Annotated in this window: 14 protein-coding genes; 11 read left to right on the top strand and 3 right to left on the bottom strand. The window is 31.3% G+C overall.

Going from position 1 to position 14,192, the window contains the following annotated elements:
- Position 1: 1 nt before the first annotated feature.
- The 7 genes from CLJU_RS10670 (at position 2) to CLJU_RS10640 (ending at position 7,767) form a co-directional block, all read left to right on the top strand.
- A complete protein-coding gene (locus tag CLJU_RS10670) occupies positions 2 to 790 on the top strand; it encodes an ABC transporter permease (protein WP_013238824.1) in 789 nt (262 codons plus the stop codon).
- 51 nt (positions 791 to 841) lie between these two features.
- Positions 842 to 1,918, top strand: coding sequence for a polyamine ABC transporter substrate-binding protein (locus tag CLJU_RS10665; RefSeq protein ID WP_013238823.1), 1,077 nt, complete (start codon positions 842 to 844; stop codon positions 1,916 to 1,918).
- 54 nt (positions 1,919 to 1,972) lie between these two features.
- Positions 1,973 to 3,343: an N-acyl-D-amino-acid deacylase family protein gene (locus CLJU_RS10660; protein ID WP_013238822.1), complete on the top strand. Its 1,371-nt coding sequence runs from the start codon at positions 1,973 to 1,975 to the stop codon at positions 3,341 to 3,343.
- A 343-nt stretch (positions 3,344 to 3,686) separates the two neighbouring features.
- Complete coding sequence (gene galE / locus CLJU_RS10655) at positions 3,687 to 4,673, top strand: UDP-glucose 4-epimerase GalE (protein WP_013238821.1); 987 nt, start codon at positions 3,687 to 3,689, stop codon at positions 4,671 to 4,673.
- A 65-nt stretch (positions 4,674 to 4,738) separates the two neighbouring features.
- Positions 4,739 to 6,433, top strand: coding sequence for an arginine--tRNA ligase (gene argS / locus CLJU_RS10650; RefSeq protein ID WP_013238820.1), 1,695 nt, complete (start codon positions 4,739 to 4,741; stop codon positions 6,431 to 6,433).
- A gap of 71 nt (positions 6,434 to 6,504) precedes the next feature.
- The gene (locus CLJU_RS10645; RefSeq protein WP_013238819.1) at positions 6,505 to 7,302 is read left to right on the top strand and encodes a ribonuclease H-like domain-containing protein; all 798 of its coding nucleotides are present in this window, start codon (positions 6,505 to 6,507) and stop codon (positions 7,300 to 7,302) included.
- Between the two features lie 87 nt (positions 7,303 to 7,389).
- Positions 7,390 to 7,767: a CBS domain-containing protein gene (locus tag CLJU_RS10640; RefSeq protein WP_013238818.1), complete on the top strand. Its 378-nt coding sequence runs from the start codon at positions 7,390 to 7,392 to the stop codon at positions 7,765 to 7,767.
- A gap of 8 nt (positions 7,768 to 7,775) precedes the next feature.
- Here CLJU_RS10640 and CLJU_RS21635 read toward each other — a convergent pair whose 3' ends face one another.
- From CLJU_RS21635 to CLJU_RS10630, 3 genes are read right to left on the bottom strand one after another with little or no spacing between them, the layout of a single operon-like run.
- The gene (locus CLJU_RS21635) at positions 7,776 to 7,937 is read right to left on the bottom strand and encodes a FeoB-associated Cys-rich membrane protein (protein ID WP_013238817.1); all 162 of its coding nucleotides are present in this window, start codon (positions 7,935 to 7,937) and stop codon (positions 7,776 to 7,778) included.
- A gap of 14 nt (positions 7,938 to 7,951) precedes the next feature.
- Positions 7,952 to 9,718 carry a ferrous iron transport protein B gene (gene feoB / locus CLJU_RS10635; protein WP_013238816.1) on the bottom strand — a complete coding sequence of 589 codons (1,767 nt, stop codon included), beginning with the start codon at positions 9,716 to 9,718 and terminating at the stop codon, positions 7,952 to 7,954.
- A gap of 37 nt (positions 9,719 to 9,755) precedes the next feature.
- Positions 9,756 to 9,983, bottom strand: a complete 228-nt coding sequence (locus tag CLJU_RS10630; protein WP_013238815.1) for a FeoA family protein — start codon at positions 9,981 to 9,983, stop codon at positions 9,756 to 9,758.
- Positions 9,984 to 10,169: 186 nt separating this feature from the next.
- Here CLJU_RS10630 and CLJU_RS10625 point away from each other — a divergent pair, with 186 nt between their 5' ends.
- The 4 genes from CLJU_RS10625 to CLJU_RS10610 all read left to right on the top strand — a co-directional run bounded on the left by CLJU_RS10625 (position 10,170) and on the right by CLJU_RS10610 (position 14,166).
- A complete protein-coding gene (locus CLJU_RS10625; protein WP_013238814.1) occupies positions 10,170 to 10,895 on the top strand; it encodes an HAD-IB family hydrolase in 726 nt (241 codons plus the stop codon).
- A 73-nt stretch (positions 10,896 to 10,968) separates the two neighbouring features.
- A complete protein-coding gene (locus tag CLJU_RS10620; protein ID WP_029702392.1) occupies positions 10,969 to 11,598 on the top strand; it encodes a ribonuclease H-like domain-containing protein in 630 nt (209 codons plus the stop codon).
- Between the two features lie 47 nt (positions 11,599 to 11,645).
- On the top strand, positions 11,646 to 12,344 hold the full coding sequence (locus CLJU_RS10615; protein ID WP_023161730.1) for a FadR/GntR family transcriptional regulator: 699 nt from the start codon (positions 11,646 to 11,648) through the stop codon (positions 12,342 to 12,344).
- 295 nt (positions 12,345 to 12,639) lie between these two features.
- Entirely contained in the window at positions 12,640 to 14,166 is a 1,527-nt protein-coding gene (locus tag CLJU_RS10610; protein WP_013238811.1) for an L-lactate permease, read from the top strand.
- Positions 14,167 to 14,192: the final 26 nt, after the last annotated feature.

Raw genomic sequence — 14,192 nt, 5'->3', positions numbered from 1 at the left:
CATGATAAATAAAATTCTTAAGAGAACTTCTGTCCTGTATATAGTGCTTGTATTCATTTTTTTATACTTACCTATAGCTGTGGTTGTAGTTTATTCTTTTAACAGTGCAAAAACAGGGGCAGCATGGAATGGAACTACTATTAACTGGTATAAGCAGTTGTTTGATGATTCAAATGTTATAGTTGCATTTAAAAATAGTTTGACCATAGCAGTTATAAGTACGATAGTTTCTTCAATAATAGGTACAATAGGGGCTGTAGGATTGTATAAGTATAAATTTAAGGGAAAAAGTGTAGTGGAAGGATTATTAAATATAACTATTGTTATACCTGAAATTATTATGGGAATTGCATTGCTTGTGTATTTTTCACAAATTGGGCTAACCCTTGGTATAGGTACCTTAGTTCTAGCACATGCAACCTTTAGTATTCCTTTTGTGTTTATAGTAGTTAGATCAAGACTTGCAGGATTCGATTTGTCAATGGAGGATGCAGCTATGGACCTTGGAGCAAATAGGCTTAAGGTTTTTACCAGTATTACACTTCCACTCATATTACCGGGCATATTTTCAGGGGCAATGATTGCATTTGTTCTTTCTTTTGATGATGTAATTATAAATTTTTTTGTATCGGGAGCGGAAAGCACAACTCTTCCAATAAAGATATTTTCTATGCTTAAATTTGGGTTATCTCCAGAGATAAATGCCCTTTGTACCCTTATGCTTTTAGTCACATTTGTAATTTTAGCTTCTGTACAAATTATTAAACTAATAGGAATAAAAAAAGTATAGGTTTAAATTTGTATGAATATTAATTTTAATATAATGAGGGGGGAATATTGAATGAAAAAGAAATTACTAAAACTATTGAGCTTATCAGTAATAGTTGCATGTACGATTGCTACTTTGTCTGGTTGCGGAAGTCAAAAACAGGCTTCTGGAAATGATGAAAAAGTAGTAAATGTGTTTACCTGGGCTAATTATGTACCCGATTCTGTAATAAAGGAATTTCAGAATAAAACAGGTATAAAGGTAAATTACAGTAACTTTTCAACTAACGAGGAAATGCTTACAAAACTTCAGGCAGCAAAGGGAGCTGAATATGATGTAGTAATATGCAGTGATTATATTATTGAAGTTATGGGAAAACAAAAAAATATTTTAATGCAGCCCATAGACAAGTCAAAGATACCAAATTATAAAAATGTAGATCCTCGATTTTTAAATCAACTTTATGATAAAGGCAACAAATATTCTATTCCTTATACATTAGGAAGTCAGATAATAGTATATAATTCAGAAAAAGTTAAAATTCCGATAAAGGGATATAAAGATTTATGGAATTCTACACTTAAGAATTCTCTTGTACTTGTAGATGATCCTAGAATAGTAATAGGCATGACTCTTAAAAAATTAGGATATTCCATGAATGAGACGGATTCTAAGAAATTAGCTCAGGCTAAGGAAGAACTTAAAAAATTAAAGCCAAATGTAAAAGTACTTAATGCAGATACACCTCATAATAGTCTTATTAATGGAGATGCAACAGTAGGATTTATGTATGGTTCTCAAGCATCTACTGCAGTTAAAACAAATTCTAAGTTTAAAATAGTATATCCAGAAGAGGGCATGAATGCAGAAGAAGATAATTTTATTATACCAGTAAAAGCACCTCACAAAGAAAATGCTGAAAAGTTCATAAACTTTATGCTGGATGGTAAAATAAGCAATGAAGCTACGACAATTAATCAATATGTAAATACAAATAAAGCTGCCAAGAAATTTATGTCGAGTAGTTATTTAAACGACAAGGCAGTATTTATTCCAGATTCAGAATTAAATAGGGCTGAAAGATTTAGAGATGTAGGCAATGCTGCAAAGACCTATGATTTAATATGGTCCGAATTCAAACAACAATAGCATTGAAAACTTAAATATAGATTTTAAATGAAACTTTATGGGGGAGGCAGGTTTATGAATATCTATGATTTAGTTATAAAAAATGCTCAAATAGCAGATCCAGAAAATCAAAAAATATTCCATGGTAATCTAGCGGTTGAAAATGGTAAGATAGCTTCAATTACTAGTGAAAATATAAGAGGCAGAAAGGAAATTGATGCTAAAAGTTGTATAGTATGCCCCGGTTTTATAGATATTCATGCCCATATTGACGGAAATATGAGCTATGGAGAATTGTCTTTAGTTCAAGGAATTACTACAACAGTAGGTGGAAATTGTGGTGGTGGTCCTACAAATTTGAACAAGTTTTTTGAAACACAAAATAAAAATGGCTTTCCAATAAATCAACTTCAATTTATAGGCCATTCCTTTAGTTTAAGATATAAAGTTGGAATTGATAATCCCTATATAAATGCGACAAAAACTCAAATAGGGGAAATGAAAAAACTTTTGGAAAAAGAATTTGCAAATGGAGCTGTGGGGTTATCCTTTGGGCTTGAATATGCTCCAGGGTCTTCCTTTGAAGAGGTTATAGCCTTAAGCAAGCTTGCTTCACAGTATAAAAAGTTAATTTCTATTCACACAAGGCTTAAGGCTCCTGATGATTTAGAATCTCTTAAAGAAGCTGTTAAGATCTCAGAAATTACAGGTGCACTAGTTCAGGTATCCCATTTAGTATATCAATATGGAGAAGGAGTCATGACAGAGGCACTTGGTATTTTAGATAAGGCAAGAAAAAATGGAGTAAATATATGGGCAGACAGCGGAATGTATACTTCTTTTGCAACAGGTATAACCACCAGTGTTTTTGATGAAGATCATATTAAAAAATTTGGATGGAAATTCAGTGATCTATATATAGCTTCAGGAAAACTTAAAGGCAAGTGTCTTACAAAAAAATTGTATGACAAAATGAGACAAAATGATGAGGATGCAGTTATAATTTGTTACACTGGAGTAGAAGAAGAGATTTATGAAGCACTATTAAGAGATTATGTAGTACTGTCTTCAGATACAGGTCCTTCTCCTACAGGAGACATAGGAGAAGGTCATCCTCAAAATTGTGGTACATTTCCACGCTTCTTTAAAAAGATGGTAAGGGAGAAAAAGTATCTTTCTCTTATTGATGCTATAAAAAAATGTACTTTGATACCGGCAAATATACTTGGCCTCAAAAATAAGGGAAGGTTGTCTGCAGGATGTGATGGGGATTTAGTAATATTTGATATAGATACTATTGAAGATAAATCTGACTTTTTGGGAAAAGGAAGACCAGATGCTTATCCAAATGGAGTTCATTATGTAATAGTTAATGGACATGTAGTAGCTGAGTATGGTAAAATTAAAAAAGATATTTTGCCTGGAAGGGCAATTAAAATGAATTAAATTAGGTATTTAAAAAAAATAGTCTAGCATACTGATTGGTTATTTTTTTGAAGATGTATTATAAAGAGCATACCGTTTTTTAATTAGGTTATGCTCTTTATAACATTATATAGAGCATAATTACAACTATAGTAGACAAATAGGATGAAATAGATATAAAATATAAAATATAGTATTTAAATAACTATCAATGAATCTTACTTAGTGGGAGTTTATTTCTCCCACTAAGTTTAGATGAATTATCTAGGGGCGTAGCTACTGTTAGCTCCCACTTTGATAGAAGTGGGAGTGTTACAGTAGGTAGTCATCAGATAAAGGTATAATTTATATTGGAGGTTTTATAATGGCAATTTTAGTTTGCGGTGGGGCCGGATACATAGGCAGTCATATGATTGCAGAGTTATTGGAAAATAAGAAAGAAGTTATCGTATTAGATAATTTTGAAAAAGGACATAGATCTGCAATTTTAGGTGGAAAGGTATATGAGGGAGATTTAAGAGATGATAATATACTTGACAGAGTATTTGAAGAAAATCAAATTGAAGCTGTAATAGATTTTGCTGCTTATTCTCTTGTAGGGGAAAGTGTAGATGAACCTCTTAAATACTTTGATAATAATGTAGGTGGAACTTTAAATTTGCTTAAAGCAATGAGAAAGCATAATGTAAAGTATGTTGTATTTTCATCAACTGCAGCTACTTATGGGGAACCAAAAAGTATACCAATTTTAGAAAATGCAGTTACATATCCTACTAATCCCTATGGAGAATCGAAACTTACAGTGGAGAAGATTTTGAAGTGGAGTGATAGGGCATATGGCATAAAGTATGCTGCACTAAGATATTTTAATGCAGCTGGAGCACATGTAAATGGGACTATAGGAGAAGATCACAGACCTGAAACTCATTTAATTCCAATAATACTTCAAGTAGCCTTAAAAAAGAGAGATAAAATATTCATATTTGGGGATGATTACAATACAGAAGACGGTACCTGTGTTAGAGATTACGTTCATGTAACTGATTTAGCTAATGCTCATCTTTTAGCACTAAATAAAATTATGAAAGAAAATGAAAGTAAGATTTATAATTTAGGTAATGGAAAAGGATTTTCTGTAAAAGAAGTAATTGAAGTTTCAAGAAAGGTAACTGGAGAAAAAATAGAGGCTGAAATTGCACCTAGGAGACAAGGAGATCCAGCAGTGCTTGTGGCTTCTTCTAAAAAAGCCCAGGATGAACTTGGATGGAAGCCAAAGTATAATTCTCTGGAGAACATTATTGGGACGGCCTGGAATTGGCATAAAAATCATGCAACTGGATATGAAAAATAATAGAATGTAAACAGGAGAGGAGTTGAATATTGTTAAATAAATATAAATTTATTTAACATAAAGTTATGGATTATAAAGAAATAATAGCAGAAAGAATTAAAGAAAATGTAGATTTAGAATTGGATTTTATAAAAGGTTTGATAGAGATACCTCCAAAGCCTGAGATGGGGGATTATGCCTTTCCATGTTTTCAATTGGCAAAGACGTTAAGAAAAGCTCCAAATATGATTGCAGAAGAATTGAAAAGTAAATTAGACAAAGAATATTTTGAAAAAATTGAAAATCTAGGACCTTATTTAAACTTTTTTGTAGATAAAGCGGCTTTTACAAAAGATACCTTAGAGAAGGTATTAAAAGAAGGAGAGAATTATGGTAAGTCTGAGCTAGGTAAAGGAAAAAATGTAGTTGTAGAGTTTTCGTCACCTAACATTGCAAAGCCATTTCACGTAGGACACCTTTTTAGTACATCTGTTGGAAATGCATTGTATAAAATAATAAGTTCTCAAGGGTATAACTGCACCAGAATAAATCATCTGGGGGATTGGGGCACTCAATTTGGAAAGCTCATATCTGCTTATAAAAGATGGTGTGATGAAGATTCCCTACATAAAGATCCAATAAAAGAGCTTTTAAGAATATATGTTAAATTTCATGAAGAAGCTGAAAAAGATCCTTCACTCGATGAAGAAGGTAGAATGTATTTTAAAAAATTAGAAGATGGATGCGAGGAAGAAGTTGCTCTCTGGAAAAAATTTAAAGATTTAAGCCTTAGAGAATTTAAAAAGATATATGATCTTTTAAATGTAGAATTTGATTCTTATGCAGGAGAAAGTTTTTATTCAGATAAAATGGATGCTGTAGTAGATGAAATAGACAAGACAGGTATTTTAGTTGATAGCAATGGAGCAAAAGTTGTAATGCTTGATGATTATAATTTACCTCCTTGCATTGTAAAAAAATCGGACGGAGCCACTATATATGCAACCCGTGATTTGACTGCAGCTATATATAGAAAGAAAACCTATGATTTTGATAAATGCATATATGTAGTGGGACTTGATCAATCACTTTACTTTAGACAGATATTTGCAACTCTCAAATTAATGGGAAAAGATTGGGTTGATTCATGTGTACATGTAGGTTTTGGTCTTGTAAGGTTTGCAGATAAAAAACTTTCTACGAGAAAGGGAGACGTAATATTCTTAGAGGATTTGTTGAACAGAGCTATAGAGAGAACTCTTGAAATAATAAATGAAAAAAATCCTGAACTTGAAAATAAGGAAGAAGTTGCAAAGAAGATAGGTGTAGGTGCCGTTATATTTACTTATTTAAAAAACAACAGAGAAAGGGATATAGTATTTGACTGGAATGAAATGCTAAGCTTTGAAGGAGAAACTGGTCCTTATGTACAATATAGCTATGCTAGAGGAAAAAGTATATTAAGGAAAGCTCCTGCTGGTATAAGTGAAAATGTAGATTACAGCAAATTAAGTAGTAAAGAGGAATTTGAACTTATAAAAATACTTCATGGTTTTAATAAGGCAGTATTAAGTGCTATAAATAAGTTGGAGCCATTTATAGTAACTAGATATGTAATAGATGCAGCTAAAGCCTTTAATAAGTTTTATAATGCACACAGCATTATAAATGCTGAAGATGAAGGTGTGAAGGCAGCTAGAATTCAGCTTGTAAAGGCTTCCTGCCAGGTAATAAAAAATGGCTTGAATTTACTTGGAATAGATGTAGTAGAAAAGATGTAAAAATAGTATTTGTATTTTGAATTCAACTCTACAGCAGAATGGAGATGGGGAAGTTACTTAGTAACTAGGTTATGGAAATCAAAGAGTATAAACAGCGTATAAATATTTCAGAAGATACATTTTCAAGTTGTAATATGAATGATGTGGCATATTTTGATATAGAAACAACAGGATTTGACAGGGAACATGACAACATAATACTTATATCTTTTGGGAGATTCTTAAGCAGGTATGACTTTGAAATGAAACAGTATTTTTCGGATGTTTTAGAAGACGAAAGAGAAGTTATATATAATTTTGGATTAGATGTAAAAAAATATAGCAGTTGGTGTTCCTATAATGGAATAGCATTTGATGAGCCTTTTATAAAGGAGAGGGCTCATCAAAGCAATATGTGTTTTGAAGCTCCTGGACATCACATAGATTTGTACAGGCTTATAAGACCCTACTATAAACAACTTGGAATGGAAAGATGTAACTTAAAGACTGTAGAAAAACACTTGGGAATAGATCGAAAAGATAAAATAGATGGTGGAATTAGTGTAGATCTGTATAAAGAATTTCTAGAAAGTAAAAATGAAAATATAAAGAAAACTATAATGCTGCATAATTATGAAGATGTTTTAAATTTACCCAAAATACATGAATTTGCTTGCAAAATTAAAAATAATAATTTGCTTGTAAGGGAAGATTGTATTACAGAGAAACAGTTAAAATATTTAAAAATACTTTTGAAAAAGAATAATATACGACTAGATATTCAATTAGAAAAAGTATCTAAAAGAGCTGCTTCTCACGTCATAGACCATCTCCTAAAAGGTGAAAGTGATTGTGATGAATTAGTAAATATAATAAATAATAGTTACTAATACTTTTAATATAAAATTAAATTTTTAAAGTATTTGTACTTTATATCGAAAAAGAATTGTATAATTAAAATAAGGAGGGATAATGGTATGATAGGAGAGATAATGCATTCTGATATTGTAAAATTGAAGAGAGAAGATAGTCTCCATAAGGCTCTAGATGTAATGTATGACCATAATATAAATGGAGCACCCGTAGTTGATGAAAACGGTAAACTAACAGGTATGATAGTAAAAGCGGATATATATAGGTTCTTAATGGAAGAAGGACATTATGATACATGTCCTGTTGACTGGGTTATGGCAAAGGATGTAGTTACAGCTAAAAGTGATGAAGATATTTTAGCTGTTGCAAAAAGGCTGAGGGAAAAGAACATAGTATCTATTCCTGTAATTGATGATGAAAATACGGTTAAGGGAATTATATCTATTGAAGATATAATGGATTATGTTATAAAAAAGTTCTGATATTTATATCAGAACTTTTTTATATTATTACAACCTTTTGTATGATAGGGACATTTTGAACCAGCACATGAGCCACAATCACATTTACCTTTGGCTTTATTTTTAATATTTTTATAAAGTATATATAAAGCTGTTACTGCAATAATTGTTGTTACTATAATTTCTAACAATTAAAACGCCTCCATTACTTAAATATCAGTGAAGCTATATTAAATACAGTAAAAGAAGATATCCATGCTAGTAAAAGTTGGTATGTTACGGAAAATACCGCGATTTTGCTTCCATATTCCTTTTTCATGGTTGCTATTGCAGATATGCAAGGGGTATATAGCAATACAAAAACTAAGAATGCATAAGCGGAAATAGGGGAAAATTGACTTTGAAGAGAGGTGACTAAATTTCCACCATATACAATACTCATAGTACTTAATACAATTTCTTTTGCAGTGATACCTGTGATAAGTGATACTGAACTTTGCCAGGTGCCAAATCCCATTGGTGAAAATATAGGACTTATTAATTTACCGATAGAAGATAGAATACTTTTATCCATGGATACCATACCAGATAAATTGAAGTTAGACAAAAACCAGATTAAAACCGACATGGAAAATATTATGGTACCTGCTTTTTTTAAGAATCCCTTAGCTTTTTCCCAAGTGTGAAATAACAAACTTTTTAATTCAGGAATATTGTATTCAGGAAGTTCTATTATAAAAGGTTCTTCGTCTTTTTTAAATAAGGTATTTTTAAAAATGAGGCCAATTAAAAAGGCTATAAAGATTCCAAGAATGTACAAAGAAAATACTACAGTAGTTTTATTTTTAGTGAAAAAAGCTGATGCAAATAGTGCATATATAGGTAACCTAGCGTTACATGACATTAAAGGTATAAGTAATGCTGTTAATTTTCTATCTTTTTCACTTTCGAGTGTTCTAGAAGTCATAATTGCAGGCACGGAACAACCAAAACCTACTATAAGTGGTATAAAAGCTTTCCCAGATAATCCCATTTTTCTCATAAGTTTGTCCATTATAAAAGCCCCTCTTGCCATGTACCCACTGTCTTCTAGAAAAGATACTCCTAAAAATAAACAGAATATAACGGGGAAAAATACAACTACAGATCCTACACCAGATAGAATGCCATCTACTAAAAGAGAACTAAACCAGTTACTTGTTCCTGCTAAGAGCATCTTTAAATCCGGTTTTAAGAAGCTTTCTAAAAAATTGTCAAAAATATCTGCAGTAGGTTGACCTACCCAGCTAAAAGTAAATTTGAAAATCAATATTAAGCATATTAAAAATATTGGATAAGCTAAAAATCTATTTAAAACTACCTTATCTATTTTTTCAGTAGTTGAAGTAATATTTTTTTTTGTTTCCTTAACACATTTGTTTAAAATATTATTTATATAGGAATAGGCTGCTTTTTCATTTTCAAAGATAAATTTGCTATTATCTGTTTCCTTTAAAAAGTTACCACTTTTAAGAATTTCAAGAAGGTTGTCTATACCTTTTCCTTTAGCTGCTACAATTGGAACCACTGTTACTCCTAGTTCTTTAGAAAGTGCTGAAAAATCTATTTTTAATCCTTTAGATTCTGCTGCATCCATCATATTCAAAACTAATATAATAGGTTTATTAAATTGTTTCAATTGAGTTGTAAGATATAGATTCCTATTTAGATTTGATGAATCTACAATATTTATTATTACGCTTGGATTTCCTGTAAGTAAAAATTCTTTGGATACTTTTTCTTCATTAGAATATGTATCCATGGCATATATTCCGGGCAAATCTACAATTTTTATAAAATTATCTACGTAACCTTCCTTTTTTTCAACGGTTACTCCAGCCCAGTTTCCAACATATTGATTTGAACCAGTTAGATGATTAAATAAAGAAGTTTTACCTACGTTTGGGTTGCCAAGTAAAGCTGCTACGATCATAATACTCCTCCCGTCTATAACTTCATTATTAATAATTTTATGCAGGGACATTTACTGATATATTTTGTGCATCTTTCTTACGTATAGCTAAATTGAAACCCCTTAAGTTTATAACTATAGGATCCCCTAAAGGAGCACAATTTTTTAATAATACTTCAGTCCCTTCTATGCATCCAAGAGCAAGAAGTCTTTTAACTAATTTTTCATTACCACTTATACTTTTTATCATTCCAATTTCACCTAATTTTAAATCGCAAATACTCATATAAAGCCACCTCCCAATTTGTTAAATATAATGAAAATCATTATCATTTCTAATATTATAATATCATATTAGAAATATACTGTCAACCGATTATTTTTTTTCGAATATTGATATTATAAGTATGTATGTTAAAATAATAAGATATATTTATGTTTTTTCAAATAATAGTTAAGGAGAATAAGGAGTATGAGTATAGCAGCTTTTTTTGATATTGATGGTACTTTATATAGAGAGGGTCTTATAACAGAGGTATTTAAAAAATTGGTAAAATATGAAGTAATACCTGGAGAAAGATGGTATAAGGAAGTTAAACCAGAATATGAAAAGTGGGATAAAAGAGAGGGAAATTATGATAATTATCTTTTAAAGATTGCTGGTATATATATTGAAGCTATAAAAGGTCTTCACAGATCTCAAATAGAATTTATAGCCAAAAATGTAGTCTCACAAAAGGGCCATAGGGTGTATTCTTATACTAGGGATATGATAAAATGGCATAAGGAGCAGGGACACAAGGTTATAACTGTATCTGGAAGTCCAGTGGAGCTTGTAAGGGAAATGGCTGTTAGATATGGATTTGACGATTATGTAGGAGCTGTGTATATTATAGATAGTAGGGATATTTATACGGGAGAAGTTGTTCCTATGTGGGATAGTGCTAGCAAGAAAAAAGCCATAGAATTATTAGTTGAAAAATATGGTATAGATTTAGCAAAAAGTTATGCATATGGGGATACTTCAGGAGATTTTGCAATGCTCAATATGGTTGGAAATCCTGTCTGTGTAAATCCAACCCGGGAACTTTTGAAAAAAATAAAAGATAATAGTGTTTTAAGCGAAAAGGCAAAAGTAATAGTAGAAAGAAAAGATATGATATACAAACTAGAAACAAAGTGCATAAATGATATATAAATTGTTTATGTTTTAAAATGAATTGGAGAAGAGTGATAAAGTGATAGAAAGACTTAATGATGTTGGTGTTGAAATGCCTATGACAGAAAGCTCACTAAAAGTAGAAAACAATAACTGTGTTTTTAAAGATTCTGTATTTTTTGATTTAGAACATTATATATATAAGAAACCAATATGTATAGGAGTATTTGGATGCTGCTTTTATGATTACAAAAATCAAATTCTAAAAGTAACTCAGTATATGATAGAAAACAGCAAAGATGTAAGAGATATACTTGATTTAGCAAGAAGTTACTTTGAAACTATGATTGAAATGGGAAAAAAATATATAGTGACTTTTTCGGGCAACAATGATTTTACAGTAATAAACTACCTTTTTGAGAAATATGGTATAGAATTTAATATAAAAGATTATTTTATAAGTATAGATTTGCAAAAAGAATATGAAAAAGAAATGCATAAATCCATAGGACTAAAAGCACTGGAAAAAGAATTTGGAATAAATAGGGAAAACGAAGTAATAAGTGGTTCAAATTTGGCTAAAACTTTTAGTAAAATAGCAAAAGATGATGAATATATAAAGAGAATGCCTGAAATGAAAAAACAAAAAATATTATTGTATAATGAGCAGGATGTGGTAAGCTTATTTGATATATATACAAAGTGGAATGATGTTTTTGTAGGCTCTGCTCAAAATATATAGAAGACTTATGCAAATATAAGATAAAATGAATTGAGGTGGCTCATTTGATGTTTACACCTATAAAGAGTACAAAGGTATATGAACATGTAATAGTGCAAATTGAAAATATGATTATGGATGGTACTTTAAAAAGGGGAGACAAACTTCCTTCTGAAAGAGAGTTAGTTGATAACTTTAAAGTTAGTAGGACTTCTATAAGGGAGGCTTTAAGGGCACTTCAAGTTATAGGACTCATAGACAGCAGGCAGGGAGAAGGAAATTTTATAAAGCAAAGCTTTGAGGATAGTTTGTTTGAACCATTGTCCATAATATTTATGCTCCAAGGTGGGAAACCTGAAGAAATAATGGAAGTTAGAAAGATTATAGAAGTGAAGACAGCAGCTATAGCTGCAGAAAAAATAAATGGCGAGCAGCTAAGTAATCTGGAGAAATTAGCAAATGCTTTCAAGACCTCTAAAGATGAGAAAGATAATGTAGAACTTGATAAACAATTTCACTATCAAATTGCCCAAGTTACTGAAAATTTTTTGATAAAAAATATTTTAAATTCAATGTCTTTTTTAATGGATTCCTTTTTAAAAGAGGCTAGAAGTAAGATATTGGTAGATGAAGGAAATCTATCAGTACTTGCAGCACAGCATATTAAAATATGTGAAGCTATTAAAAATCATGATGCTGCAATGGCTTCAGAAGAAATGAAAAAACATTTAGATTTTACAGATAAGTATATTAGAAATAATATGTAGTGATCTGATGAATGTAAAAAAAGCCTTTTGCTTAAATAAAATAGTTAACTTATTAACGTTAATAAGTTAACGGCTAATACACTATAATATGAAAATTAGGGTACAGATAAAAATTTTTATCTGTACCCTAATTTTCATGAAAACGTTACGACTACAACATAATTTAATTAATTCAATTTATTATAAGTAATGTTAACAATATAACAATTGTAGAAAAATTGAAATGATTATGCTAATATAATGTCAAAAGTGGTATTACCATAATACCAATAAGGCTTTTTCAAGGGGGATTAAAATGAACAATTATTTACTTTTTCTTATTGCACTCATACCAATTGTTTGGCTAATGGTATCGCTTGGGGCTCTAAAAATACCGGGACAAAAGACATGCCCTTTCACATTAGTTGTTACTATGATTTTAGCTATAATTGTATGGAAAATGCCAATTTTTAATGCAATTACAGCGGCACTTGAAGGTATAGCTCTTGCAATATGGCCTATTATGATTGTCATTATAGCTGCTGTTTTCACCTATAATATTACAGTTTACACTAAAAGCATGGATGTAATAAAAAAGATGATGACAGGTATTACTACAGATAAAAGAATATTAGTTCTTATATTGGCTTGGGCTTTTGGTGGATTTATGGAGGCCATAGCAGGATTTGGAACTGCTGTTGCTATACCAGCAAGTATACTTGCTGGACTTGGATTTGATCCTGTGTTTGCAGCTATTATATGTCTTATTGCAAATACAACACCTACTGCTTTTGGCGCAATAGGAATTCCGGTAACAACTCTTGCAAAAGTTGCAAATATTAGTGTAACTCAGTTAAGTTATGCAGTAGGACTGCAGCTTGTAATTCTAATTGTGATTGTTCCAGTTGTGCTTGTAATGCTTACAGGAAAAAGTGTGAAAGCCATAAAGGGATTTTGGGGAATTTCCCTTGCATCAGGAATTTCTTTCGCAGTTCCGCAGCTTCTCGCTGCAAAATATCTTGGAGCTGAGCTTCCAGCTATACTTGGATCTGTTTGCTGTATGATAGTTACAATTGCCGTAGCTAAAATATTTTATAAAGATACTGCTGATAAGCAAGCAGAAAAGGTTTCCACAAAAGAAGGAATACTTGCATGGATGCCTTTTATACTGGTATTTTTATTTGTAATATTAAGTAGTGCACTGTTCCCACCAATAAATAAGGCGTTGTCTTCCGTAAAAACTTCAGTACTTATTTATTCGGGAAAAGGAGGGGCACCTTATACATTTAACTGGCTGTCAAATCCAGGAACTTTAATTATAATCGCCACATTTATTGGTGGACTTATTCAGGGTGCTAAGATTACAGAAATAGTTGGAGTTCTGGGAAGTACCTTTAAACAGATGTACAAGTCAGCTATTACTATAATTGCCATAGTAGCTCTTGCAAAAATAATGGGCTACAGCGGGATGATAAAGTCTATATCGGTTGTTTTAGTAGCTGCAACTGGGAGATTTTATCCACTTATTGCTCCTATAATTGGTGCGCTTGGAACTTTTGTAACTGGAAGTGATACTTCAGCTAATGTACTCTTTGGAGGACTTCAGGTTGAAGTTGCTAAATCGCTTGGATTAAATCCGTACTGGCTTGCAGCGGCTAATACTGGAGGAGCAACAGCAGGAAAGATGATTTCACCTCAAAGTATAGCAGTTGCAACAGCGGCTACTGGACTTGTAGGGCAAGAAGGAAAGATACTAAATTCAACGTTAAAGTTTTGCATAGTTTATGTAATTGTTTTAGGAATTATTGCTTACTTTGCAGGACCTATATTTGGATTTAATTAAATGAATACTTACGAAAGGAGAATTTG

The organism is Clostridium ljungdahlii DSM 13528 (assembly GCF_000143685.1).
Taxonomy (GTDB): Bacteria; Bacillota; Clostridia; order Clostridiales; family Clostridiaceae; genus Clostridium_B; species Clostridium_B ljungdahlii.
Note: the sequence above shows the minus strand (reverse complement) of the source record. Positions and strands in the feature narration are given on the sequence as shown.